Source organism: Leclercia sp. 29361 (genome assembly GCF_011290365.1).
GTDB classification, from domain to species: Bacteria; Pseudomonadota; Gammaproteobacteria; order Enterobacterales; family Enterobacteriaceae; genus Enterobacter; species Enterobacter tamurae.
Map to the genome: position 1 here is coordinate 1,363,281 of NZ_CP049786.1, position 25,764 is coordinate 1,389,044.

General features: G+C 58.0%; 25 protein-coding genes. 14 read left to right on the forward strand and 11 right to left on the reverse strand.

Annotated features, from left to right (window positions below):
- The first annotated feature begins 394 nt into the window (after window positions 1–394).
- Both chiP and chiQ read left to right on the forward strand, forming a co-directional pair.
- Window positions 395–1,801 (forward strand): chitoporin, encoded by a 1,407-nt coding sequence (chiP, locus tag G7090_RS06400; RefSeq protein WP_106992352.1) that lies wholly within the window; start codon window positions 395–397, stop codon window positions 1,799–1,801.
- A 43-nt stretch (window positions 1,802–1,844) separates the two neighbouring features.
- Window positions 1,845–2,177: a ChiQ/YbfN family lipoprotein gene (chiQ, locus tag G7090_RS06405; RefSeq protein ID WP_207630100.1), complete on the forward strand. Its 333-nt coding sequence runs from the start codon at window positions 1,845–1,847 to the stop codon at window positions 2,175–2,177.
- 145 nt (window positions 2,178–2,322) lie between these two features.
- On the opposite strand, the gene fur is transcribed toward chiQ, so the two are convergent.
- From fur to ybfF, 4 genes are all read right to left on the reverse strand, one after another.
- Window positions 2,323–2,769 carry a ferric iron uptake transcriptional regulator gene (fur, locus tag G7090_RS06410; protein ID WP_106992353.1) on the reverse strand — a complete coding sequence of 149 codons (447 nt, stop codon included), beginning with the start codon at window positions 2,767–2,769 and terminating at the stop codon, window positions 2,323–2,325.
- Between the two features lie 291 nt (window positions 2,770–3,060).
- Window positions 3,061–3,591 carry a flavodoxin FldA gene (fldA, locus tag G7090_RS06420; RefSeq protein ID WP_181247199.1) on the reverse strand — a complete coding sequence of 177 codons (531 nt, stop codon included), beginning with the start codon at window positions 3,589–3,591 and terminating at the stop codon, window positions 3,061–3,063.
- Between the two features lie 155 nt (window positions 3,592–3,746).
- Complete coding sequence (gene ybfE / locus G7090_RS06425) at window positions 3,747–4,034, reverse strand: LexA regulated protein (RefSeq protein WP_106992354.1); 288 nt, start codon at window positions 4,032–4,034, stop codon at window positions 3,747–3,749.
- A 128-nt stretch (window positions 4,035–4,162) separates the two neighbouring features.
- Complete coding sequence (gene ybfF, locus G7090_RS06430) at window positions 4,163–4,936, reverse strand: esterase (protein WP_166181870.1); 774 nt, start codon at window positions 4,934–4,936, stop codon at window positions 4,163–4,165.
- A gap of 183 nt (window positions 4,937–5,119) precedes the next feature.
- Between ybfF and seqA the strand changes: the two genes are divergently transcribed.
- Window positions 5,120–5,662 (forward strand): replication initiation negative regulator SeqA, encoded by a 543-nt coding sequence (seqA, locus tag G7090_RS06435; RefSeq protein WP_142488699.1) that lies wholly within the window; start codon window positions 5,120–5,122, stop codon window positions 5,660–5,662.
- A 24-nt stretch (window positions 5,663–5,686) separates the two neighbouring features.
- Entirely contained in the window at window positions 5,687–7,327 is a 1,641-nt protein-coding gene (gene pgm, locus G7090_RS06440; RefSeq protein ID WP_106992357.1) for a phosphoglucomutase (alpha-D-glucose-1,6-bisphosphate-dependent), read from the forward strand.
- An 83-nt stretch (window positions 7,328–7,410) separates the two neighbouring features.
- On the opposite strand, the gene kdpE is transcribed toward pgm, so the two are convergent.
- Genes kdpE through kdpF form a run of 6 tightly spaced genes read right to left on the reverse strand, consistent with a single transcriptional unit; the run spans window position 7,411 to window position 15,184 of the window.
- The gene (kdpE, locus tag G7090_RS06445) at window positions 7,411–8,088 is read right to left on the reverse strand and encodes a two-component system response regulator KdpE (protein WP_166181871.1); all 678 of its coding nucleotides are present in this window, start codon (window positions 8,086–8,088) and stop codon (window positions 7,411–7,413) included.
- On the reverse strand, window positions 8,085–10,760 hold the full coding sequence (gene kdpD / locus G7090_RS06450; RefSeq protein ID WP_166181872.1) for a two-component system sensor histidine kinase KdpD: 2,676 nt from the start codon (window positions 10,758–10,760) through the stop codon (window positions 8,085–8,087). The genes kdpE and kdpD overlap by 4 nt, the downstream gene beginning before the upstream one ends.
- Window positions 10,761–11,336: a potassium-transporting ATPase subunit KdpC gene (gene kdpC, locus G7090_RS06455; protein ID WP_166181873.1), complete on the reverse strand. Its 576-nt coding sequence runs from the start codon at window positions 11,334–11,336 to the stop codon at window positions 10,761–10,763.
- Window positions 11,337–11,348: 12 nt separating this feature from the next.
- A complete protein-coding gene (kdpB, locus tag G7090_RS06460) occupies window positions 11,349–13,397 on the reverse strand; it encodes a potassium-transporting ATPase subunit KdpB (RefSeq protein ID WP_166181874.1) in 2,049 nt (682 codons plus the stop codon).
- An 18-nt stretch (window positions 13,398–13,415) separates the two neighbouring features.
- Window positions 13,416–15,095 carry a potassium-transporting ATPase subunit KdpA gene (gene kdpA / locus G7090_RS06465; RefSeq protein WP_166181875.1) on the reverse strand — a complete coding sequence of 560 codons (1,680 nt, stop codon included), beginning with the start codon at window positions 15,093–15,095 and terminating at the stop codon, window positions 13,416–13,418.
- The gene (gene kdpF / locus G7090_RS06470) at window positions 15,095–15,184 is read right to left on the reverse strand and encodes a K(+)-transporting ATPase subunit F (RefSeq protein WP_071886481.1); all 90 of its coding nucleotides are present in this window, start codon (window positions 15,182–15,184) and stop codon (window positions 15,095–15,097) included. The genes kdpA and kdpF overlap by 1 nt, the downstream gene beginning before the upstream one ends.
- A 309-nt stretch (window positions 15,185–15,493) precedes the next feature.
- On the opposite strand from kdpF, the gene G7090_RS06475 reads away from it, so the two are divergent.
- The 10 genes from G7090_RS06475 to nei all read left to right on the forward strand — a co-directional run bounded on the left by G7090_RS06475 (window position 15,494) and on the right by nei (window position 23,973).
- Window positions 15,494–15,700: a YbfA family protein gene (locus tag G7090_RS06475; protein WP_106992808.1), complete on the forward strand. Its 207-nt coding sequence runs from the start codon at window positions 15,494–15,496 to the stop codon at window positions 15,698–15,700.
- Between the two features lie 588 nt (window positions 15,701–16,288).
- Window positions 16,289–17,701, forward strand: coding sequence for a deoxyribodipyrimidine photo-lyase (gene phrB / locus G7090_RS06480; protein ID WP_166181876.1), 1,413 nt, complete (start codon window positions 16,289–16,291; stop codon window positions 17,699–17,701).
- A 10-nt stretch (window positions 17,702–17,711) separates the two neighbouring features.
- Window positions 17,712–18,455, forward strand: coding sequence for a type 2 GTP cyclohydrolase I (locus G7090_RS06485; protein ID WP_166181877.1), 744 nt, complete (start codon window positions 17,712–17,714; stop codon window positions 18,453–18,455).
- 14 nt (window positions 18,456–18,469) lie between these two features.
- A complete protein-coding gene (pxpB, locus tag G7090_RS06490) occupies window positions 18,470–19,126 on the forward strand; it encodes a 5-oxoprolinase subunit PxpB (RefSeq protein WP_166181878.1) in 657 nt (218 codons plus the stop codon).
- Complete coding sequence (pxpC, locus tag G7090_RS06495; protein WP_166181879.1) at window positions 19,120–20,052, forward strand: 5-oxoprolinase subunit PxpC; 933 nt, start codon at window positions 19,120–19,122, stop codon at window positions 20,050–20,052. Before pxpB ends, pxpC begins: the two co-directional genes overlap by 7 nt.
- Window positions 20,042–20,776 carry a 5-oxoprolinase subunit PxpA gene (pxpA, locus tag G7090_RS06500; protein WP_166185117.1) on the forward strand — a complete coding sequence of 245 codons (735 nt, stop codon included), beginning with the start codon at window positions 20,042–20,044 and terminating at the stop codon, window positions 20,774–20,776. Before pxpC ends, pxpA begins: the two co-directional genes overlap by 11 nt.
- A 35-nt stretch (window positions 20,777–20,811) precedes the next feature.
- Window positions 20,812–21,522, forward strand: a complete 711-nt coding sequence (locus tag G7090_RS06505; protein WP_106992367.1) for a DUF969 domain-containing protein — start codon at window positions 20,812–20,814, stop codon at window positions 21,520–21,522.
- The gene (locus G7090_RS06510; RefSeq protein ID WP_106992368.1) at window positions 21,519–22,514 is read left to right on the forward strand and encodes a DUF979 domain-containing protein; all 996 of its coding nucleotides are present in this window, start codon (window positions 21,519–21,521) and stop codon (window positions 22,512–22,514) included. Before G7090_RS06505 ends, G7090_RS06510 begins: the two co-directional genes overlap by 4 nt.
- A gap of 9 nt (window positions 22,515–22,523) precedes the next feature.
- On the forward strand, window positions 22,524–23,168 hold the full coding sequence (gene pcp / locus G7090_RS06515) for a pyroglutamyl-peptidase I (protein WP_166181880.1): 645 nt from the start codon (window positions 22,524–22,526) through the stop codon (window positions 23,166–23,168).
- Between the two features lie 13 nt (window positions 23,169–23,181).
- Window positions 23,182–23,973: an endonuclease VIII gene (nei, locus tag G7090_RS06520; protein ID WP_166185120.1), complete on the forward strand. Its 792-nt coding sequence runs from the start codon at window positions 23,182–23,184 to the stop codon at window positions 23,971–23,973.
- An 81-nt stretch (window positions 23,974–24,054) separates the two neighbouring features.
- Here the strand turns inward: nei and G7090_RS06525 are convergent, their stop codons facing one another.
- Window positions 24,055–25,341, reverse strand: a complete 1,287-nt coding sequence (locus G7090_RS06525) for a citrate synthase (RefSeq protein WP_166181881.1) — start codon at window positions 25,339–25,341, stop codon at window positions 24,055–24,057.
- Window positions 25,342–25,764: the final 423 nt, after the last annotated feature.

Genomic DNA, 25,764 nt, shown 5'->3' on the forward strand with positions numbered 1-25,764 from the left:
TTTTTGGCCTGCCATAAGCCGTTAGTCTTTTAAATCTTCGCGTTGCGAATTAATTCTGTTTCTTAAAACGGTTCGCTTTCTCTTCCTTTTCGCAAATTAATCGCTAATACGGTCGGGCAGGGTATGTAATCTTTATTTATTAAAAATAAATCGCTCATTCTGAAGATTATTTTAAATAAATATTCTTCCTCATTTTCTTTGTTACAAACCGCAACCAAATATGTGCGCTTTGTCATAATCCTGACTTTTGATCGCTGAAAAGCATTGATAATTCGCGTCGCGAAAAATAGTCTAAGGGCAGGAGATGTAAGCGGGTATTTCCGCTTACCTCCATTTTTAACTTTTTTGTTTTTCGCCGTTTTAGGCGCTTTTAATACGTCAAAGAGGATTAATTATGCGTACGTTTAGTGGCAAACGTAGTACGCTTGCGCTGGCTATCGCCGGTGTTACAGCAATGTCAGGCTGGATGGTTTCTCCGGAAGCTCAGGCCGAAGGTTTCATTGATGATTCAACCCTCACGGGCGGTATCTATTACTGGCAGCGTGAACGTGACCGTAAAGATGTTGAGTCAGATAAATATAAAACTAACCTCGCTCACTCCACCTGGAACGCCAACCTTGATTTCCAGTCCGGCTATGCCGCTGACATGTTCGGCCTTGATTTGGCTGCCTTCACTGCCATCGAAATGGCGGAAAACGGCGACAGCGGCCACCCGAACGAAATCGCTTTCTCATCCAGCAACAAAGCCTATAAAGAGGACTGGTCCGGCGATAAGAGCGGGATCAGCCTGTATAAAGCGGCAGCGAAATTTAAATACGGTCCGGCCTGGGCGCGCGGTGGCTGGTTACAGCCAACCGGTCAAACCCTGTTAGCGCCGCACTGGAGCTTTATGCCGGGTACCTATCAGGGTGCCGAAGCCGGGGCCAACTTTGACTACGGCGATAGCGGTGCGTTGAGCTTCTCTTATATGTGGACCAACGAGTACAAAGCGCCGTGGCATCTCGAGATGGACAAGTTCTATCAGAATGACCGAAAAACCCGCGTCGACTATCTCCACTCCTTCGGCGCGAAGTACGATTTCAAAAATAACTTGATCCTGGAAGCCGCTTTTGGTCAGGCTGAAGGCTTCATCGATCAGTACTTTGCCAAAGCCAGCTATAAGCTGGATATCGTCGGCGGTCCGCTCTCTACCACCTATCAGTTCTACGGCACGCGTGATAAAGCCGACAGCGGCACCGTGAACGATATCTACGACGGTACGGCGTGGCTACAGGCGCTGACTCTGGGTTACAAAGTCGGGCAGGTCGATTTACGTCTGGAAGGGACTTACGTCAAGGCGGAAGGGCAGCAGGGTTACTTCCTGCAGCGTATGACCCCAACCTATGCGTCCTCCAACGGTCGTCTGGACGTGTGGTGGGATAATCGCTCCGACTTTAACGCCAACGGCGAAAAAGCGGTCTTCTTCGGTGCCATGTACGATCTGAGCAACTGGAATCTGGCGGGCTGGAGCGTTGGCGCGTCTTATGTCTACGCCTGGGATGCGAAACCGGCCGACTGGTTAATCAACAGTGCCGGTCAGCGTGAAGATATCGCCTCGAACAAGATCAAGGAATCGGCCTACAGCCTGGATGCGATCTACACCCTTCAGGATGGCCGCGCGAAAGGGACTATGTTCAAACTGCACTTCACGCAGTATGACAACCATTCCGATATCCCAAGCTACGGCGGCGGCTACGGCAATATCTTCCAGGATGAGCGTGACGTGAAGTTTATGGTTATCGCCCCATTCACCATCTTCTGATGACAATCCAGGCGGGGAATTCCCCGCCTGACTGGAGAGCGTTATGCTGAAAAAAATCGTACTGGTCGCGGTGCTGGCATCAGGACTGGCCGCCTGCGCACAACCCCAGACCCAGAAAGAAGACATGCGTCTGAAAGAGGCTTACAGCGCGTGCATCAATACCGCTGAAGGTTCGCCAGAAAAGCTCGAGGCCTGCCAGAGCGTGCTGGACGTACTGCGCCAGGAGAAGGCACACGAACAGTTTGCGACCCAGGAAACCGTCAGAGTGGCGGATTACCAGGCCTGTATTCAGGCGCGTAAAACGGGTAACAATCAGGACGTGACCAAAAACTGCGATAAAATCTGGCAGGAGATCCGCAGCAACAACGCGAAGTAATCTGCTGTTTGCCACGCCCGGTGGTGCAAACTGCCGGAACTGAGCCCGTAGGCCCGCGTAAGCGTAGCGCCACCGGGCTCTTTTATTGCCTGTAAAAAGGCAAAAAAAAGCCAACCGTCAGGTTGGCTCAGTGTCGATGCAGAGATTACTTCGTGTCGTGCGCGTGGTCGTTTTCGCGGCAGTCGCCTTCGGCACAGTGGCCGTACAGGTACAGACTGTGGTTGGTCAGACGAATGCCGTGACGTGCAGCAATTTCGCGCTGACGTAATTCGATGGAATCATCGCTGAATTCGATCACTTTGCCGCAGTCGAGGCAAATCAGGTGATCGTGGTGATGCTGCTGCGTCAGTTCAAACACGGATTTACCGCCTTCGAAATTATGACGCGTGACGATGCCTGCATCGTCGAACTGGTTCAGTACACGGTAAACGGTAGCCAGACCAATCTCTTCGCCCATGTCGATCAGACGCTTGTATAAGTCTTCCGCACTGACATGATGGTTATCCGGACCCTGAAGCACTTCCAGGATTTTTAACCGTGGAAGCGTGACTTTCAGTCCGGCCTTCTTTAATGCGGTGTTGTTGTCAGTCATGCGGAATCTGTCCTGTTGCTAAACGATTCACTTCTAAAGAAGAAGTGACAGAAAATGCACCTGGGATAATGCGTCTCATTATAGAACTGCCATGACGTAATGAAAACTGCAAGTCTCAAGTAAAGTATGCTTATAAAAACGAGGTACCGCCAACAAAGTTGTTACAAGGTTCCCCGTTAACTCCTGGATCATTGTACAGGTATGGCAGCAAAAGTTAAAAATTTGTAGCAATTATTTTGATTGGAATTACCTATCAATGCGGCGCAACTTTCACGTTGCGCCGCGACATCATCAGGCATTGAGGATGTCGTCGAGGTGCAGTTCTTCGCGGATTTGTTTAACCCATTTGTCCACACGCTCAGCGGTCAGTTCCGGCTGACGGTCTTCGTCGATAGCCAGACCCACGAAGTTGTTATCATCGGCCAGACCTTTAGAGGCTTCGAAGTGGTAACCGGCGGTTGGCCAGTGGCCCACAATCACCGCGCCGCGTGGCTCAATGATGTCGCGAATGGTGCCGAGGGCATCGCAGAAGTACTCTGCGTAGTCTTCCTGATCGCCACAGCCGAACAGAGCCACCAGTTTGCCGTTAAAGTCGATCTCTTCCAGAGACGGGAAGAAGTCGTCCCAATCACACTGCGCTTCACCGTAATACCAGGTCGGGATGCCCAGCAGCAGAATATCGTAACCTTCGATATCTTCTTTGCTGCTTTTCGCAATGTCATGCACATCGGCAACGTCTTTACCTAACTGTTTTTGAATGTTTTTTGCGATGTTTTCGGTGTTACCCGTGTCGCTGCCGAAAAAAATGCCGATGATTGCCATGAGTAAAATAACCTCTTGATACTTAATGGTATGGTGGCGCAATTTAGCCACGGATAAGGGCAATCATAGCAGAACAGAGAAGCCTGCGGAAACTGCTATCACGCAGGACTGCACTCTGTGCTACATGAAAGCAACAAGAAGGGGAGTTTTCTGACTTACGCTTTGCCGTGCCATTTCTCGAGCTGCGCGATCAGCATCTCTTCGATAAGCTCACTGCGGCTGATATCACGGGCATTCGCCAGCTCATTCAGCGCATCGACGGCATCAGCATTCAGTTTCAGCTCGACGCGTTTAAGCCCACGACTTTTATCGCGTTTAAGCTGATTGCGCTTATTAATGCGCAGCTGTTCATCACGCGATAGCGGATTGGTTTTCGGTCGTCCCGGGCGACGCTCATTCGCGAACAGATCTATTGTCGTGCGGTCCGTGTGTTCTTTGGCCATGATTCTGAGACTTCGGGGGAAACAAGACACCCTGCTAATGCCCGGGCGATAAGCGCGCCATCATACATCACCGACAACGGCACGCCAACGACTGGAGGCCTGGTGGCGACCAGTCGCTCTCTTTTTAATCAATTATTGATGTCAGCGAGGTAACGGTGGATAGCGCGCAGCACCGCGTCCGGTTTTTCAGCATGAACCCAGTGTCCGGCCCCGGCAATAACATGCGCTTTGGCCTGAGGGAATTGCGCCAGCAGCGCATCGCGGTACGCTTCGGTGACATACGGGGAATTGCCGCCAGTGATGAACAGGGTAGAGTGCGGCCACGCCGGGACCGGCTGCCAGCCGACGATCTGGTCATACTGATCCCAGAGAACCGGCACGTTGAAGCGCCACGCGCCGTCGACGAAGGATTTCAGCAGGAACTGCACCACGCCCTCTTCATCCAGATGTTCACGCATCAGCGCCGCGGCCTGCTGGCGGGTGCTGACCCCGGCGTCGGTGACGGCGTTGATAGCGGCGAAGATCTCATCGTGGCGGCGTACGTCGTAATCCACTGGGGCTACGTCGATCACCACCAGCCCGGCAATCCGCTCCGGGGCTATGGCCGTCAGCGCCATGACCGCTTTGCCGCCCATCGAGTGACCTATCAGGATCGCCTTTTCAATATTGTGCTCATCCAGCGTATCCAGCAGATCCTGGGCCATGTCGGCGTAGGTCATCTCTGCCGAGCGCGGCGACAGACCGTGGTTGCGCATATCCACCTGCAGCAGCGCGTGGTCGGTCACCAGATCCCGTGCCAGCACGCCAAGGTTATCCAGGCTGCCAAACAGGCCATGCACCAGGACGATGGGAGAATTATTGTGCGGCGATTGTGCAGATTGCGCTCGGGTATTCAATTTCATGGCAAAGTTCTTTTTTTACGTATGTCAGGTTAGGGTATCATGTTGACCATTCTGCCGCCCGGCTGCAAGGAAACAGTTAATTCTGACTTTTGCCGCCATTCTGGCTTGACGCTATCCGCTGTTGGGTTTTGACCTTATACTCCCAACGACTTGTATTCAGATAAGATATCGCACTGGATTAAGATGAAAACAATCGAAGTTGATGACGAGCTTTATCAGTATATCGCCAGCCAGACGCGGCATATCGGTGAGAGCGCGTCCGACATTTTACGGCGCATGCTGAAAATTGCCGCCGCCTCCCAGTCTGCCGCTCCGGCCATTAAAGAAACGCGCCAGCCCGCTGCTGTCGCGCAGGAAAAGCCGCTGTCACCGGTAAAAGACAAAGTGCGTGCGATGCGCGAACTGCTGCTTTCTGACGAATATGCTGAGCAGAAGAAAGCCGTTAACCGCTTTATGCTGGTGCTGACTACACTCTATTCACTGGATAACAACGCATTTGCCGACGCGACGGAGTCTCTCCACGGTCGCACCCGCGTCTATTTCGCGGCTGACGAGCAAACGCTGTTACAGAATGGCAATCAAACTAAGCCCAAGCACCTGCCTGGTACGCCGTACTGGGTGATCACCAATACCAACACCGGACGCAAGCGCAGCATGATCGAACACATCATGCAGTCCATGCAGTTCCCGGCGGAATTGACTGATAAGGTTTGCGGCACTATTTAACCCTTGCATCAGAAGGACCAGGCAATGGCAAATCACAATCGTGCGGGTCAACCTGCACAACAGAGCGATTTGATTAACGTCGCCCAGCTTACCGCCCAGTACTACGTGCTGAAGCCGGAAGTGGGTAACGCAGAACACGCAGTGAAGTTTGGTACATCCGGGCACCGCGGCAGTGCGGTACGCCACAGCTTTAACGAGCCGCATATTCTGGCCATTGCTCAGGCCATCGCGGAAGAGCGTGCCAAAAATGGCATCACCGGTCCGTGCTACGTAGGTAAAGATACCCACGCCCTGTCAGAGCCCGCTTTTATTTCCGTGCTGGAAGTGCTGGCGGCCAACGGCGTGGACGTTGTGATTCAGGAAAACAACGGCTATACGCCAACTCCTGCGGTCTCTAACGCCATTCTGGTGCATAACCAGAAAGGCGGCGCACAGGCGGATGGCATTGTGATCACCCCATCCCACAATCCGCCGGAAGATGGTGGCATCAAGTACAACCCACCGAACGGCGGCCCGGCTGACACCAACGTCACCAAAGTGGTGGAAGATCGTGCCAATGCCCTGCTGGCCGACGGCCTGAACGGCGTGAAGCGCATCTCCCTGGACGAGGCGATGGCCTCCGGCCATGTGAAAGAGCAGGATCTGGTGCAGCCGTTTGTTGAAGGGCTGGCGGATATCGTCGATATGGCGGCGATCCAGAAAGCCGGTCTGAAGCTGGGCGTCGATCCACTCGGCGGTTCCGGTATCGAATACTGGAAACGTATTGCCGAACACTACAAGCTGGATCTGACCATCGTGAACGATCACGTCGATCAGACCTTCCGCTTTATGCACCTCGATAAAGATGGCGCGATCCGCATGGACTGCTCCTCCGAGTGCGCGATGGCGGGCCTGCTGGCGCTGCGCGACAAGTTTGACCTCGCCTTTGCCAACGACCCGGATTACGACCGTCACGGCATCGTCACGCCTGCCGGCCTGATGAACCCGAACCACTACCTGGCGGTAGCCATCAACTACCTGTTCCAGCATCGTCCACAGTGGGGCGCAGAGGTTGCCGTGGGTAAAACCCTGGTCTCCTCCGCGATGATCGACCGCGTGGTTAACGACCTGGGCCGCAAGCTGGTGGAAGTGCCGGTTGGCTTCAAGTGGTTTGTTGACGGTCTGTTCGACGGCAGCTTCGGCTTTGGCGGCGAAGAGAGCGCGGGCGCGTCCTTCCTGCGCTTCAACGGCACCCCGTGGTCTACCGACAAAGACGGCATCATCATGTGCCTGCTGGCGGCGGAAATCACTGCCGTTACCGGTAAGAACCCGCAGGAGCATTACAACGAGCTGGCAGCCCGTTTTGGTGCCCCGAGCTACAACCGTCTGCAGGCCTCTGCCACGTCGGCACAGAAAGCGGCGCTGTCTAAGCTGTCACCGGAAATGGTCAGCGCCAGCACCCTGGCAGGTGACCCGATCACTGCCCGTCTGACGGCAGCACCAGGTAACGGTGCGTCCATCGGCGGCCTGAAGGTGATGACCGAGAACGGCTGGTTCGCCGCGCGTCCATCCGGCACTGAAGACGCGTACAAAATCTACTGTGAAAGCTTCCTCGGCGACGAACACCGCCAGCTGATCGAGAAAGAAGCGGTTGAAATTGTGAGTGAAGTGCTGAAAAACGCATAATCATCAAAAACGGCAACCTGGTTGCCGTTTTGTTGTTTTCGTAGGCCCGGTAAGCGCTAGCGCCACCGGGCTTTTTTTTGTGCTCAAAGCATAAACCGATAGCCAATCCCGGTTTCGGTTAACAGGTGGCGTGGACGCGCGGGGTCCGCCTCGAGTTTTTGCCGCAGGTGTCCCATATAAATCCTCAGGTAGTGACTGTGCTCCACCGCATTCGGTCCCCAGACCTGGCTTAACAGCTGGCGCTGGGTGAGCACCTTGCCGTGATTGTTGAGCAGGACCGCCAGCAGGCGGAACTCGATAGGGGTCAGGTGGATTTCCGTCTCACCCCGCTGAATGCGCCGTGAGGCCAAATCGACGCGAATATCAGAGAAGCTATACACCGGGTCGGCAGGGGAGGTAGTTGCGTGGCGGCGCAGGGCAACGCGCAGACGCGCCTGCAGTTCGCCAATGCCAAACGGCTTGCTGAGATAGTCGTCGGCCCCGGCATCGAGCGCGGCAATTTTGTCGGTCTCTTCCAGACGCGCCGAGAGCACAATGATCGGCATCTGGCTCCACTGGCGCACTTCCCGGATAAAGTCGAGGCCGTCGCCGTCCGGCAGACCCAGATCGAGGATCACCAGATCCGGCTTACGGGTAGCGGCTTCAATCAAACCCCGCTGCAGCGTTCCGGCCTCGTGGACGCGCAGCCCTTCACCTTCCAGCGCGGCGCGCAGAAAACGGCTGATAGCGAGTTCATCTTCAACAATCAGGACGTTAATCACAAATCCTCTGGGAATTCATTCAGTTCGGGTGGCGTATCGCGCGGCAGTGTAACACAAAAACCGGCTCCCCCTTCGGGACGGTTATGGGCCGTGATGGTGCCCCCGTGGACCTCAACAATCGCCTGGCAGATGGCCAGCCCCAGCCCGACGCCGGGAATGGCGGACTCCTTATTCCCACGGGCGAACTTATCAAAGATAGCCTGTTCCTGACCCGCCGGAATGCCGGGACCGGTATCCCACACCTCCAGCTGCAGCTGTTCGGGAGTGACGCTGGCATGAATACCGATTTGCGCTCTGCTCCCCGCGTATTTCCCTGCGTTCTCCAGCAGGTTAATCAGCACCCGCTCGAACAGTGGGCCATCCACGTGGATCAACGCCAGCGGATCGGCCATATCGAGCGCGATATGCCGGCCACCCAGACCCGGCTCCAGCGTTTTTAAGGCGCTGCCGATCACCTCTTCCAGCGTCAGCCACTCTTTTTTCAGGTTAAAGCCGCCGGACTGGATCCGCGCCATATCCAGCAGGTTGTTCACCAGCCGGGTGGTATTCAGGACGTGCTGGCGGATCTCGCTGGCCTGCGGGGCGTGGCGGGAGCCCTCGGCCGCCAGGTCGAGGGTCAGGATCTCCGACTGGCCGAACAGCACCGTCAGCGGGGTGCGCAGATCGTGGGAGAGGGCCGCCAGCAGCGAGTTGCGAATGCTCTCCCGCTCGCTGGCTAACCGCGCCTGCTCTTCGCTGGCGGTCAGTGCCAGCCGCTCGAGGGCATTGGCAACCAGCAGGGTAAAGGTCTCCAGCAGGCGCTGCTGCTCGGGGATCATCAGCTGACGCAGGTTGGACGGCTCGACGATGACCACCCCCTGATGCTGCAGCGGCAGGATAAGATACGGCACGCCGGGCAGGGTATCGGTTCCCGCCCCGGCGGGCTGGCCCTTGTCAAAGCTCCAGCGGGCAATGGCCTCATCCCAGGGCGTCATGCCCGAGGCCGGGGTCAGCGGGCGCAGCTGGCCCTCCTGATCCGGCAGCAGGATCAGGCTGCGGGCGTGAAAGGTGGAGTGAATAAACTGCTGGCTGGTCTGAACGATATCCTGCGGCGTGCGGCCCACCGCCAGCGCCTTCGACATCTCATACAGATGGCGGGTGCGCTGCTCGCGGTAGCGGGCGATCCGCGCCTGATAGCGCACCCCCGCCGTCAGGTTGCCGATCAGCAAGCCCACCGCCAGCATCACGGCAAAGGTGAGGACATACTGCACGTCCGACACCGCCAGAGTGCCGCGCGGGGCGATGAAAAAGAGATCGAAGCTGACCACGTTGATCACCGTAGCCAGCACCGAGGGCCAGCGGCCGTAAAACAGTGCCACCACCACCACCCCAAGCAGGTAGATCATCACCAGGTTGGCGGCGTCAAATTCCGGTAGCCACTGGCTGGCGATAACGGTGATCAGGGCGCAGAGCAGCACCGCCACCAGACAGCCGCGCAGCTGGATCCGCCATTTATCACTGAACGTCCTGTTATCCGGGGTTCTGGCGGGCAGGGCCGCGGGCTTGTCGTCGAGGGCGACGATCAGCAGGTCGAGGTCCGGCGCACGCTGCGCCAGCCTGTCAGCAAAGGTGTCCCGGTTGAACCAGCGGCGATGGGAACGCCTGCCGATAACAATCTTGCCGAGGTTATGCTCCCGGGCGTAACGCAAAATGGCTTTGTCTTCTGCCTGTTCCGCCAGGGTAGCGGTTTCAGCCCCCAGCTCCTGGGCCAGCCGCAGGGCGCTGAGAATGGCGCGGCGCTGGTTCTCCGGCAGGCGGTGCAGCTGCGGGGTCTCGACGTAGACGGCGTGCCAGACGCTGCCGAATTTCGCCGCCAGACGCGCGGCGGTACGCACCAGCTTTTCATTGCCGCTGCCGTGACCGATACAGAGCAGGATCGCATCGCGGGTATGCCACACTTTTTCCTCGCCCTGACGATCGCGCCAGGCCCTCATCTGATCGTCCACCCGGTCGGCGGTGCGGCGCAGGGCCAGCTCGCGCAGGGCGATCAAATTGCCTTTACGGAAGAAGTGTTCGATGGCCCGCTCGGCCTGCCCGGCAATGTAAACCTTGCCTTCGTGCAGGCGCTGGCGCAGATCGTCCGGGGGCAGATCCACCAGCACCACTTCGTCCGCCGCGTCGAAGAACGGGTCCGGGACGGTCTCCCGGACTTGAACCCCGGTGACGCCGCTGACCACGTCGTTAAGACTCTCCAGATGCTGGACGTTGACGGTGGTAAAGACATCGATGCCCGCCTCAAGCAGCTCTTCGACGTCCTGCCAGCGTTTAGGGTGGCGCGAGCCGGGGGCGTTGCTGTGTGCCAGCTCGTCCATCAGGATCAGCGCCGGACGGCGGGCGAGGGCGGCATCGAGATCGAATTCGGTTACCAGGCGCCCGCGATGATGAATGCGCCGGGGCGGCTGGGTCGCCAGCCCGGCCAGCAGGGCGGCGGTCTCCTGACGACCGTGGGTTTCCGCCACGCCGATCAAAATATCGAGCCCCTGGGCGCGCAGACGCTGCGCTTCACTGAGCATGGCGAAGGTCTTACCGACGCCCGCGCAGGCGCCGAAGAAGATTTTCAGCTTGCCGCGATGGGGGGCGGCAGCCTGCTCCAGTAATTTGTCCGGGTCCGGGCGCTGAGGCTCGTCGATCATTTAGGGTTTCCTTAGTGCGTCCAGCGCCAGATTTAATTCAACAATGTTGACCACCGCCCCGCCCATCGCGCTGAACAGCGGTTTTTGGGTATGTTCCGCTACCAGTTGGCTGAGTTGCGCGGGCGCTATCTGACGCGCCTGCGCCACGCGCGGGATCTGCCAGGCGACGGCCTGCGGCGTCAGGCTGTAGTCCAGCCCGCTGGCCGAGGCGGTCACCAGCTCAACCGGCACCGCCTGGCTGGCCTGCGGGTTGGCGACGCGTAATGCCGCAACCCGTGCGCGAACGGCGTTATCCAGCTCAGGGTTGCTGCCCGCCAGGTTGCTGCCGCCCGAGGCCAGCGGATTATACGGGCTTTCTGCCGTGGCGGAAGGACGTCCGTGAAAGTAACCTGCTCCGGTAAAGTCTTGTCCAATCAGGCGGGAACCGCGGATCTCCTCCTGCTGGCGGATAAGGGATCCGTTAGCCTGGTCGGCAAACCACCACTGCCCCAGGGCGGTAGTTACCAGCGGATAGGCACCCCCGGTGATCAGGGCCAGCAGAATAAACAACAGTATAGCGGGACGTAACATAGCCATTTGATTTTCCTCTTAAACCAGCCCGAACAGGGTGAGTACCAGGTCGATGGCCTTAATGCCGATAAAGGGCACCACCAGCCCACCCAGACCGTAAATCCACAGATTGCGGCGCAGCATGGCGGCGGCGGTGAGCGGCTTGTAGCTCACCCCTTTCAGCGCCAGCGGGATCAGAAAGACAATGATCAGGGCGTTAAAGATCACCGCGCTCAGGATGGCCGAGGCGGGGGAGTGCAGGTGCATCACGTTGAGGGCATTCAGCTGCGGATAGGTCGCTGCAAACGCCGCCGGGATGATGGCGAAGTATTTCGCCACGTCGTTGGCGATGCTGAAGGTGGTCAGCGAGCCCCGGGTCATCAGCATCTGTTTGCCGATATGCACCACCTCAATCAGCTTGGTCGGGTTGGAGTCGAGGTCGACCATATTCCCCGCCTCTTTTGCCGCCTGGGTGCCGGAGTTCATCGCCACCGCCACATCCGCCTGGGCGAGGGCCGGGGCGTCGTTGGTGCCATCCCCGGTCATCGCCACCAGCCGTCCTTCAGCCTGGTACTGGCGGATCAGCGCCAGTTTGGCCTCCGGCGTTGCCTCGGAGAGGAAATCATCCACCCCCGCTTCGGCGGCAATGGCGGCGGCGGTCAGACGGTTATCCCCGGTGATCATCACCGTTTTGATGCCCATTTTACGCAGCTGGGCAAAACGCTCCTTGATGCCGCCTTTGACGATGTCCTTCAGGGCGATCACCCCCAGCACGGTAGCCCCTTCGGCCACCACCAGCGGGGTGGCCCCCTGACGGGCGACGTTCTCCACCAGAGTATCGACCTGCGGCGGGAAGTGGCCGTTGTTGGCGGCGATATGCCGGCGAATGGCATCCACCGAGCCCTTACGAATCATCCGCTCCTGGAAGTTAATCCCGCTCATCCGCGTCTGCGCCGTAAAGGGCACAAAAGTGGCATGCAAGCTCTGCACGTCGCGCTGGCGCAGGTTAAAGCGCTGTTTGGCGAGGATCACGATGCTGCGGCCTTCCGGGGTTTCATCCGCCAGCGAGGCCAGTTGGGCAGCATCGGCCAGCGTTTTTTCCTCCACGCCCGGGGCGGGCAGGAATTCGGAGGCCTGACGGTTGCCGAGGGTGATGGTGCCGGTTTTATCCAGCAGCAATACGTCGACGTCGCCCGCCGCCTCCACCGCACGACCGCTGGTGGCGATGACGTTTGCGGCAAGCATTCGGCTCATGCCCGCCACGCCGATGGCCGATAGCAGGCCGCCAATGGTGGTCGGGATCAGGCAGACCAGCAGGGCAATCAGGACGGTGACGCTCACCGCCGTGCCGCCATACGACGAGAAGGGCCACAGGGTGGCGGTCGCCAGCAGGAAGACGATAGTCAGCGCCACCAGCAGGATTGTGAGGGCGATTTCGTTCGGGGTTTTACGCCGCTGGGCGCCTTCCACCATGGCGATCATCCGGTCGAGGAAGGTCTCCCCCGGGTTAACGCTGCACTGGATCACCAGCCAGTCGGAGAGAATGCGCGTCCCGCCGGTGACCGAGGCAAAATCACCCCCGGACTCGCGGATCACTGGCGCGGATTCGCCGGTGATGGCGCTCTCATCCACCGAGGCGCCCCCTTCGATGACTTCCCCGTCACAGGGGATAATGTCTCCGGCCTCCACCAGCACGATGTCGCCCTTGCGCAGCGTGTCCGCCGGCACCCGGTCGGTATCGGCACCGTATTTCGCTTCGCGCAGCTTGCGGGCAAACGCCGTTTTCTGCACCCCTTTGAGGCTGTTGGCCTGCGCTTTACTGCGTCCTTCCGCCAGCGCTTCGGCGACGTTGGCAAACAGCACGGTGAACCACAGCCACAGGCTGATTGCCGCAGTAAACGAGGCGCTCCCTGGAAGCAGCCCACCTGCCATGGCAAGGGCCAGCAGGGTGGTCAGCAGGCTGCCCAGCCAGACAATAAACATCACCGGATTGCGCCACTGCACGCGCGGGTCGATTTTTTTAACCGCATCCATCAGCGCCTGACGAACCAGCGAGGGTTCGAGCAGGGCCAGTTGCTTACGACTCATGACCATTACTCCGCAAAATCAGCGTAAAGAGAGATGTTCCGCGACCGGGCCTAAGGCGAGGGCGGGAATAAAGGTAAGGGCGCCCACCAGCAGGACGGTGCCAATCAGCAGACCGACAAATAGCGCACCGTGGGTGGGTAGCGTGCCGCCAGAGGCGGGCTGGCGGGTCTTATTGACCAGCGATCCGGCGATCGCCATCACCGGGATAATTACCCCAAAGCGTCCGATTAACATGCAGAACGCCAGCAGGCAGTTCCAGAACGGCGAGTTGGCGCTCAGCCCCGCAAAGGCGCTGCCGTTGTTGTTGGACGCCGACGAAACCGCGTACAACACCTCACTGAACCCGTGGATCCCGGGGTTGAAGATGCCGCTGCGTCCGGCCTCGGTCATCAGTGCCAGGGCGGTACCGAGCAGGACCAGCGCCGGGGTGACGAGGATCGCCAGCGCGGTGAGCTTCATCTCCCGCACGTCGATTTTTTTGCCCAGATATTCCGGGGTGCGGCCAATCATCAGCCCGGCGATAAAGACCGCCAGCAGCACGAACAGCAGCATCCCGTACAGGCCCGATCCAACGCCGCCAAACACCACTTCACCAATCTGCATCAGCCACAGCGGGATCATCCCGCCCAGCGCGGTGAAGGAGTCGTGCATGGCATTGACCGCCCCGCAGGAGGCGGCGGTGGTCACCACGGCGTACAGGCTGCTGGCGAGAATGCCAAAGCGGCTCTCTTTGCCCTCCATATTGCTGTTGCTGTCGGCACCCAGCAGCATGAAGTGGCTGTTGCCCTGCCACTCCGCCCACATCACCAGCGCGGCGCAGATCGCAAATATGATGGACATGGTCCAGAGGATCGCGTGCCCCTGGCGGCGATCGCTGACCGCCTCGCCAAAAGCAAAGCACAGCGCGGTGGGGATCAGAAAGATCGCCAGCATCTGCACGGCGTTAGTCAGGGCGGTCGGGTTCTCAAACGGATGGGCTGAGTTCGCATTAAAGAAGCCGCCCCCGTTGGTACCGAGCATTTTGATCGCCTCCTGGGAGGCCACTGGCCCCATCGGCAGCAGCTGTTTGGCCCCTTCCAGCGAGGTGAAGGGCTGATACGGCAGCAGGTTTTGCAGCACGCCCTGCTGGATAAACAGCAGTGCGATGACCAGCGACAGCGGCAGCAACACCCACAGGGTTATGCGGGTCAGGTCGACCCAGGCATTGCCCAGGGTGGTGACATTCTGGCGGGCAAAGGCGCGGGTGAGGGCGAAGATTACCGCGATGCCGCTGGCCGCTGAGAGAAAGTTTTGCACCGTCAGCCCGGCCATCTGGCTGAAATAGCTCAGGGTGGTCTCCCCGGCATAGGACTGCCAGTTGGTATTGCTGACAAAGCTGACGGCGGTGTTCAGCGCCAGATGCCAGGAGAGGCCGGGGAGCTGCTGCGGGTTGAGCGGCAGATATCCCTGCAACATAAGCATGGCGAACAGCGCTGCCAGGCCTACCCCGTTCAGCAGCAGAATTGCCATGAGATAGTGACGCCAGCCCATTTCTGCGGTGCCGATCCCGAGCAGGCGCAGCAGTCCTGCATCAAGGGCTTGCACCCCAGGGAGCGGCAGGCCGTTAATCATCCGTGCCAGCCACATCCCCAGCGGCCGGGCAAGTATGAATAGCACCAGCAGAAAGCCGGCGATAAGCAGAAATCCTTGTGCGGCCATCAGAATGCCTCCGCGTTCAACAGGGCATAAATCAGATATCCCAGTAACAGGAATACCAGCACGATGCCCGCAATTACACCTGCACTCACAATTCACCTCCGGGTGACATTAGTAATGGTGCAAAGGGTAAAATTTCGGTCGCAAAGATTTCGCAAAAATCAGAGGGAGAGGTGTAAAAAAAGTATAAAGAGGGATAAAACCATAATTTAACTAATGATTAGTATAAATTTAACTTTTCTGTAACTAAATTACGGCGTGATGTGTAAATATTCACTAAATGGATAAGAAAAAGTGGTCGGATGAGTAGTAAAATTACAGCCAAAGCGTTATTATTTTCATCAGATAAACAGTTTTACTTTTCCGGAGAGGGTTTCCGGCCAGAAAGAGGGGAGAAAATGATGGAATTTTACAAAGCATATCCGGCACATATCGTTTTTATTCGCCGCACTTTCGCTGTTCTGGCGGGTGTTCTGGCGTTACCAGTGATGCTTTTCTGGAAAGAACGTGCTCGTTTTTATAGCTATCTGCATCGCGTCTGGGCCAAAACCAGTGACAAACCGGTGTGGATGGATCAGGCCGAAAAAGCCACTTGTGATTTTTATTAAGTATTAAGAAAGACTACACACAGCACCTGCAGCAATAAAAAAACCGCCATAGCAATATGGCGGTTTTTTTTATCCCTCGGGATTCGCGGTCCGTTGGGAAGACTGCAACTCTACCAGAGAAGGCCATTCTCGCTGAACGGAAACCTGTGGTCAAACCGCGTGACCTAAACATATTCTCAAAGAAGCGGAACATAGGTTTACCACCGGGCCATACCTTCTATTATGAACCGTCCCTTTTCGCCATCTCGCAAATGGGCACCGGTCCCGGGAAAGGTCTATCAACAACCGTTGCAACTCGTACCAGAGCTTGTGTCTGCCGGATTATCACCGGTGGTGAACGGTGGAGCGGTTAGTTTGCAGGGACCGCATAATGAAACGCTATCTGTGTACCGCGTTCATTGTCGCCAGCGTATTCGTGGTAAGAAGTGACGATCCAGCCGTGTTCGTTACCCTTACTTCATTCACGCAGGACAAGTAGCGTTAAGGCCGCCATCAGGGCGGCCTTTTTTATGCCAGTATGGCTACACTTGTTAAAGCAAAGTATCCTCGGTGACTTGTAGATGTTACAGACGATAATCCTGGAGTGTTATGGCCACCCATCTGGTCTGGTTTCGCGCCGATCTGCGCATCCACGACAACCTGGCGCTTGCCGCCGCCTGCCGCGACAAAAATGCCCGTGTGCTGGCCCTTTTCATCGCCACGCCGCAACAGTGGCAACAGCACGCCATGGCACCGCGCCAGGCCGCGTTTCTTCACGCCCATCTCAACGGTCTGCAGCAGCAGCTCGCCGATAAAGGCATTCCGCTGCTGTATGCCCAGGTTGATGATTTTGCGGCGCAGGCTGAGAAAGTGGTTCAGCTTTGTGACGAGCATGACGTTACCCAACTCTTTTATAACTACCAGTACGAACTGAACGAGCAGCAGCGCGATCGCCAGCTGGAACGTATGCTGGAGGTGGTGACCTGTCAGGGATTTGATGACAGCGTTATCCTGCCCCCGGGCAGCGTCATGACCGGCAATCACGAGATGTACAAAGTGTTTACGCCGTTTAAAAACGCCTGGCTGCGGCGGCTGAAAGAGGGGCTACCCGAGTGTGCGGCGGCACCTGCCGGGCGCGAAGGCGAGAAGGTCACGCCCGTGGCACTGGATTTTGACTATCCGCAGCAGCCGTTCGATACAGCGCTGTTTCCGGCGAGCGAGAAAGAGGCGATTGCCCGGCTGCGCCAGTTCTGCCAGCACGATGCGGGCGAGTATGAAACCCAGCGCGATTTCCCAGCGATTGAAGGTACCAGCCGTCTCTCCGCCTGTCTGACGCTGGGGGTGCTGTCTCCCCGTCAGTGCCTGCACAGATTGCTGGCTGAGCATCCCCAGGCGCTGGAGGGCGGGCCGGGCGCAGTGTGGCTAAACGAACTTATCTGGCGGGAGTTTTATCGTCACCTGATGACGTATCACCCTGATTTATGTAAATATCGACCATTCATCCGCTGGACTGATAATGTGAAGTGGCAGGCTGAAGATGCCCAGCTGCAGGCCTGGCAAGATGGACAGACCGGCTATCCGATCGTCGATGCCGCCATGCGCCAGCTGAATGAAACCGGCTGGATGCACAACCGCCTGCGGATGATCACCGCCAGCTTCCTGGTGAAAGACCTGCTTATCGACTGGCGAGCCGGGGAGCGTTACTTTATTTCGCAGCTGATTGATGGCGATCTGGCCGCCAACAATGGCGGCTGGCAGTGGGCGGCGTCAACCGGAACCGACGCGGCCCCCTATTTTCGTATTTTTAACCCGACAACCCAGGGGCAGAAGTTCGATACCGACGGCGTGTTTATCCGCCGCTGGCTGCCGGAGCTGGCTACCGTGCCGGACAAGGCCATCCATGACCCCTGGACCTGGGCGGACAAGCAGGGGCTCACCCTCGATTATCCGCGCCCGGTTGTCGATCATAAACAGGCACGCGTCGCCACGCTGGCAGCGTATGAAGCCGCCCGGAAAGCGTAAGGGAGCAACAATGAAAAACAGTGAACTGGAAAGACTGATTAACGACAAGCTGAACAGCGCAAGTTTCAGCGACTATGCGCCGAACGGCCTGCAGGTGGAAGGGCGTGAGCAGGTGCAGAAGATTGTCACCGGTGTGACCGCAAGCCAGGCGCTGATCGACGAGGCGGTGCGCCAGCAAGCCGACGCGGTCATTGTCCACCACGGCTATTTCTGGAAAGGCGAGTCTCCGGTGATCCGCGGCATGAAGCGTAATCGCTTGAAAACGCTGCTGGAAAACGACATCAATCTTTACGGCTGGCATCTGCCGCTGGACGCGCATCCGGAACTGGGGAACAACGCCCAACTGGCGGCGCTGCTTGGCATTACCATCATGGGTGAAATTGAGCCGCTGGTGCCTTGGGGCGAACTCTCGATGCCGGTCCCGGGTCTGGAGCTGGCGTCATGGATTGAAGCCCGGTTGGGACGTCGTCCGCTGTGGAGCGGCGATACCGGGCCAGATACCGTACAGCGCGTCGCCTGGTGTACCGGCGGTGGGCAGGGCTTTATTGATAGTGCGGCGCGCTTTGGTGTCGATGCTTTTATTACCGGCGAAGTGTCGGAGCAAACCATTCACTCTGCCCGGGAGCAGGGGCTGCATTTTTATGCGGCAGGACACCATGCCACGGAACGCGGCGGCATTCGCGCCCTCAGCGAATGGCTGACGGAAACCACTGACCTGGATGTCACCTTTGTGGATATCCCTAATCCAGCCTGATGAGAGGTATATAAGTGCAGCGAGCACGTTGTTATCTGTTAGGCGAAACCGCCGTCGTACTGGAGCTCGAGCCGCCGGTCACCCTGGCGACGCAAAAGCGGATCTGGCGCCTGACCCAGCGACTGGGTGAAATTCCCGAAGTGGTGGAAGCCATTCCGGGGATGAATAACATCACCGTGGTGTTGCGCAATCCTCACTCGGTTGCGCTGGATGCGATTGAGCGTCTGCAGCGCTGGTGGGAGGAGAGCGAGGCGCTCGAGCCTGAATCGCGCTTTATTGAAATCCCGGTGGTGTACGGCACCGCCGCGGGTCCCGATCTGGGCGAAGTGGCCCGGCACGCCGGATTAACCGAGAAACAGGTCGTGGAGCTGCACTCGTCCATTGATTATGTGGTCTGGTTTTTAGGTTTTCAGCCGGGCTTTCCTTATCTGGGCGGGTTGCCTGAGCAGCTCGCGACGCCGCGCCGGGATGAACCCCGGCTGCAGGTTCCGGCGGGCTCGGTAGGGATTGGCGGGGCGCAAACCGGCATTTATCCGTTAGCCACCCCTGGCGGCTGGCAGCTGATTGGGCACACCCCGTTGCCGCTGTTCGATCCCGAACGTGATGAGCCGGTGCTGCTGCGACCGGGCGATACCGTGCGGTTTATCCCGCAGAAGGAGGGGGTATGCTAAAAGTTATTCGCGCAGGGCTCTATACCTCGGTACAGGACGGCGGACGCATCGGTTTTCGCCAGTCGGGGATCAGCTACTGTGGCGCGCTGGATAAACCGGCCCTGCAGATTGGCAACATCCTGGTGGGCAACGACCCGGACGATGCCGCGCTGGAGATCACCCTCGGGCAGTGCACCTTTGAATTTGAACAGGACGGCTGGTTCGCCCTGACCGGGGCGGGCTGCGACGCCCGGCTTGACGGCGCGGCGGTCTGGACCGGCTGGCGTCTGCCGGTGAAGGCCGGGCAACAGCTTACCCTGAATCGCCCCCTGCGTGGCATGCGTAGCTATCTGGCGATTGCGGGTGGCATCGACGTGCCATCGGTGATGAACTCCCTCAGCACCGACCTGAAGGTGGGCCTCGGCGGCCACCAAGGGCGTCTGCTGAAAGATGGCGATCGGCTGGCGGTTCGGCCTGGCGGGCGCGAGTTCCTCGAAGCCCAGGGCGTTAAGCAGCTGCTATGGGGTAACCGCGTGCGCGCTTTGCCGGGGCCGGAATACCACGAGTTTGATAAGGCCTCGCAGGATGCGCTCTGGCGTCTGCCGTGGCAGCTCAGCCCGCAAAGTAACCGCATGGGCTATCGCCTGCAGGGGCAGAAGCTGGTGCGCAATACCGAGCGTGAAATGCTGTCGCACGGCCTGCTGCCGGGCGTAATCCAGGTGCCGCACAACGGGCAGCCGATCGTGCTGATGAACGATGCCCAGACCACCGGGGGCTATCCGCGGATCGCCTGCATCATTGAGGCCGATATGTACCACCTGGCGCAGGCCCCGCTCGGACAGCCGATCCACTTTGTCCCCTGTACGCTGGAAGAGGCGCTCGACGCGCGTCGGATCCAGAAGCAATACATCGAACAACTGGCGTGGAGGTTGCATGATCGCGGTTGATTTAAATGCCGATTTAGGCGAAGGCTGCGGCAGTGATGCCGCGCTGTTACAGCTGGTGTCGTCAGCCAATATCGCCTGTGGTTTTCACGCTGGCGATGCTCAGACCATGCTGGCCTGCGTGCGTGAGGCGCTAAAAAATGGGGTCTCCATCGGGGCGCACCCAAGCTTTCCGGATCGGGAAAATTTTGGCCGCACGGCCATGACCCTGCCGCCGGAGACGGTCTATGCGCAAGTGCTGTACCAGATTGGCGGCCTGGCGGCGATCGTGCGCGCCGAAGGAGGGCAGCTGCGTCACGTGAAACCGCACGGCATGCTCTATAACCAGGCGGCAAAAGATCGCGATCTGGCCGATGCCATCGCCCGGGCCATCTCTACCATCGACCCGGATTTGATTCTGGTGGGGCTGGCAGGGAGCGAGCTGATCCGCGCGGGGACGCGCTATGGCCTGATTACCCGGGAAGAGGTGTTCGCCGATCGCGGATATCAGGCTGACGGCAGCCTGGTGCCGCGTACCCAGACCGGGGCGCTGATCGCCGATGAAGATCAGGCTCTGGCGCAAACCCTGGAGATGATCCAGCGCGGACGGGTGAAAAGCATTACCGGTGAATGGGCCACCGTGCACGCGCAGACGGTGTGCATTCACGGTGACGGAGAACACGCTCTGGCTTTTGCCCGTCGCCTGCGTACAGAATTTGAAGCAAACAATATAAAAATCAGTGCATAACGCACACTTGCAAACACCACAACAGGAAACAGAACATGGCAGAGACGCTATCCCTCTGGCCACTCATCGGTATCGCGGTGATTGTGGTCGGGTTTTTATTACGCTTTAACCCGGTGCTGGTGGTCATTGTCGCCGGGATCGTCACTGGCCTCGCGGCACAGATGCCGGTCGCCACCATCCTGGAAAAACTCGGTGAAGGGTTCCTCAACACCCGCAACCTGCCGTATATCCTGCTGATCCCACTGGCGGTTATCGGCCTGCTGGAGCGTCACGGCCTGAAAGAGCGGGCCCAGGCGTGGATCGCGAAGATCCACAGCGCTACCGCCGGTCGTCTGCTGATCGTCTATCTGTTTGTCCGCGAAGCGACGGCGGCGATGGGGCTGACCAGCCTCGGCGGGCATCCACAGATGGTGCGCCCGCTGCTGGCACCGATGGCTGAAGGGGCGGCAGAGAAGAAATATGGCGAACTGCCGGGGGCGGTGCGCTATCGCCTGCGGGCGATGTCGGCGGCCACCGATAACGTCGGGCTGTTCTTTGGCGAAGATATCTTTGTCGCCTTTGGCGCCATTATCTTTATGCATAACTTTATGCTCGAATCCGGCGGGATCCAGACCGAACCGCTGCATATTGCCCTGTGGGGTATCCCGACGGCGCTCTGCGCCTTTGCGATCCACGCCACCCGCCTGTACCGCCTGGATAAGCATCTGGAGCGCGAGCTGGCTAAAGTGCAGGGAGAAGCGAAATGAATTTCCAGCAAAGCTATCTCTACTGGCTGGCAGGCCTGATCCTGCTGATCGTGGCGCTGATGTCGTTTCGCGATAAAGCCAACCCGCGACGCATCACCACCGGCCTGTTCTGGGGCATTTACGGCCTGCTGTTCCTGCTCGGCAACTGGACCTACGAGCTGGTGGGCGACAAGCGCACGGTACATATTGCCGTCGGTGTGGCAGTGGTCGGGCTGGCGCTGATCGCCGGTTTTGGCGGCGTGCGGCTGGGCAGCTATCATCAGCGCACCACAGAAGAGCGTGAGAGCAGCGCAAAGCGTCTGGGCAATCGCCTCTTCTTACCGGCACTGGCTATCCCGGTAGTGACGGTGGTGGGCGTGCTGATGTTTAACCACATTCCGGGCCTGCAGGAGACGCTGTTCGGGCCGGGCAATCACTCGACGCTGGTGACCCTGTTCTCGATGACGGTCGGCTCGCTGGTTGGTCTGGCGATGGCGGTCAAAATGACCCATGAGAAAGTGCATCAGCCCCTGCAGGAGGCGCGCCGTCTGCTCGACTCCATTGGCTGGGCCTTTATTCTGCCGCAGATCCTCGCCACCCTTGGGCTGCTGTTTACCGCGGCCGGGGTCGGGGAGGGGATTTCATACCTTACCCAGACGTATCTGGCGGTCGACAGCCGCTTTATCGCGGTGGCGGTTTATGCCATCGGCATGGCGCTGCTGACCATGGTGATGGGCAACGCCTTTGCCGCCTTCCCGATTGTGACGGCGGGCATCGGCATTCCGATCCTGGTTCTGCAGCACGGCGGCAACCCGGCGGTGATGGCGGCGATTGGCATGTTCTCCGGCTACTGCGGTACCCTGATGACGCCGATGGCGGCCAACTTCAACATCGTGCCCGCGGCTCTGCTGGAGCTGCCCGATAAAAACGCGGTTATCAAGGCGCAGGTGCCTACCGGGGTACTGCTGCTGATTGCCAACGTGTTCCTGCTCTACTTCCTGATGTTCCTGTAAGGAGAAATGATGCAAACCGTATTAATCACGGGTTTTGAGCCCTTTGGCGGCGAAACCGTTAACCCCTCCTGGGAAGTGGTGAAGCTGCTTGATGGGATGATTATTGACGACTGCCGCGTGGTGGCCCGACAGCTGCCCTGCGTGTTCGGCGAGTCGTTAGCGGTGCTGAATGCGGCCATTGACGCGCTGCAGCCCACCGTGGTGCTGGCGATAGGGCAGGCCGGTGGCCGCGTGGATGTCACCGTCGAGCGAGTGGCGATCAACGTCGATGACGCGCGCATCCCGGATAACCGCGGGCAACAGCCGGTGGATGTCGCCATCGTGCCGGGTGGCCCGGCCGCCTGGTTCAGCACGCTGCCGATCAAAGCGATGGTGGCGGCGCTGCGCGAAGCCGGTATTCCTGCTTCGGTTTCGCAGACGGCTGGCACATTCGTCTGCAACCATGTGATGTATGGCGTACTGCACAAGCTGGCCGACTGGCCGGAGGTGAAAGGCGGCTTTATCCATATCCCCTACCTGCCTGAGCAGGCGGCGGCGCATCCCGGAGCCCCGAGCATGGCCGCGCACACCGTGAAGCAGGCGCTGGAGATTGCCATTACGGTGGCGTTGCGCCAGGCGCACGACATCAAAGTGATCGGCGGTGCAACGCACTAAATAAGGAGTCATGATGCCAGAAGGCCCGGAGATCCGCCGTGCGGCGGATAGCCTGGAGGTGGCGATAAAAGGCAAACCACTCACCGACGTGTGGTTTGCTTTTCCTCAGTTAAAACCCTTTGAGTCCCTGCTTATCGGGGAGAGGGTCACGCATCTGGAGACGCGCGGCAAAGCGCTGCTCACTCACTTCTCCAACCAGTTGACGCTCTACAGCCATAACCAGCTTTACGGCGTCTGGCGGGTGGTAGATACCGGCCATGAGCCAGAGACTACGCGGGTGTTGCGCGTTAAGTTACAGACCGCAGAGAAAACCATTCTGCTCTACAGCGCCTCGGATATTGAGATGCTGACGGCGGAGCAGCTCACCACTCATCCCTTCCTGCAGCGGGTGGGACCGGATGTGCTGGATTTACGCCTGACGGCAGAGGATGTTAAAGCGCGGTTATTGTCAGCAAAATTCCGCAACCGGCAATTTTCCGGACTGCTGCTGGATCAGGCGTTTCTCGCCGGTTTAGGCAACTATCTGCGGGTCGAGATCCTGTGGGAGGTGGGGCTGGCGCCGCAGCATAAAGCGTCACAGCTGACCGAAGAGCAGCTCGATGCGCTGGCGCACGCGCTACTGGCTATCCCGCGCCTGTCGTACAACACCCGTGGGGTGGCGAACGAGAAGAAGCATCACGGGGCACTGTTCCGTTTTAAGGTGTTTCATCGGGCGGGGAAAAAGTGCGAGCGATGCGGTGGGGTAATTGAGAAAACGACATTGTCGTCGCGACCGTTTTACTGGTGTCCACATTGTCAGACATAAAAAAACCGGGTAGAGCTGACGCTTACCCGGTTTTCGTCGTATTTGTAGGCCCGGCAAGCGTAGCGCCGCCGGGCATTGCTATTAGCGTTTGGTGATATCGGTTTCGAAATTACGCTGCTCGTAGCCGGTGTACAGCTGACGTGGACGCGCAATTTTCATCCCGTCGGTGTGCATTTCGTTCCAGTGTGCAATCCAGCCCACGGTACGCGCCATCGCAAAGATCACGGTAAACATGGAAGACGGAATGCCCATCGCTTTCAGGATGATACCGGAGTAGAAGTCGACGTTCGGGTAGAGTTTCTTCTCGATGAAGTACGGGTCGTTCAGCGCGATGTGTTCCAGCTCCATCGCCACCTGCAGCAGGTCATCTTTGGTGCCCAGCTCTTTCAGCACTTCATGGCAGGTTTCACGCATCACGGTTGCGCGCGGATCGTAGTTTTTGTAAACGCGGTGACCGAAGCCCATCAGACGGAAGGAGTCATTCTTGTCTTTCGCGCGACGCACAAACTCGGGAATGTGCTCAACGGAGCTGATCTCTTCCAGCATCTTCAGTGCAGCTTCGTTCGCGCCGCCGTGTGCCGGTCCCCACAGGGAGGCGATACCTGCAGCGATACAGGCGAACGGGTTAGCGCCGGAGGAGCCTGCGGTACGCACGGTAGAGGTAGAGGCGTTCTGCTCGTGGTCAGCGTGCAGGATCAGAATACGATCCATGGCGCGTTCCAGAACCGGGTTCACTTCGTACTCTTCGCACGGCGTAGCGAACATCATACGCAGGAAGTTACCGGCGTAGGAGAGGTCGTTACGTGGGTAAACAAACGGCTGTCCGATGGAGTATTTGTAACACATCGCGGCCATGGTAGGCATTTTGGACAGCAGACGGAATGCGGCGATATCGCGATGACGCTGGTTATTTACATCCAGGGAGTCATGGTAGAACGCAGCCAGCGCACCGGTGATCCCGCACATGACCGCCATCGGATGTGAATCACGACGGAACGCATGGAACAGACGGGTGATCTGCTCATGAATCATGGTGTGGCGGGTAACGGTGGTTTTGAACTCATCGTACTGTTCCTGGGTCGGCTTTTCGCCGTTCAGCAGGATGTAGCACACTTCCAGATAGTTGGATTCGGTGGCTAACTGATCGATGGGGAAACCGCGGTGCAACAGGATGCCTTCGTCACCGTCGATATAGGTGATTTTGGACTCGCAAGATGCGGTGGAAGTAAAACCAGGGTCAAAGGTAAACATACCTTTAGAACCAAGACTACGGATATCAATAACATCCTGACCGAGCGTGCCTTTTAGCACATCCAGTTCGATAGCAGTATCACCATTTAGGGTGATTTTTGCCTTAGTATCAGCCATTTACGGTCTCCTTAGCGCCTTATTGCTTAAGACTGCCCTTAACCGGATTTGCATTCAACTGATTTATCATTGTTACCAGTTTGTTATTTGGCTCGCCGCTCAGCTCACGAGGAGAAACCAGGGTACAGAGCAATGGCGCTAGCAGGTAAGCGAATGAGAAATCAGAGAAATAACAGCAAATCAGTGTTTGTGCAGTCCGAATTATTCAAACCTGTATATCACTAATAACTGTCCTGATAACTTCGGTCAATACCATCACACTGTTACATAACTTATTCTCAGGTGAAAGAGAGACCTCATAACTTTTGCGCATTATATGCCTTTTCTGGTGATGTTTGTAACAATAATGTTTAAGATTTGTCAAATCAGATGATTAAAAATTAAAAAGATGTTGTTATCGTGACCCTGATCACTGTTCCGCAT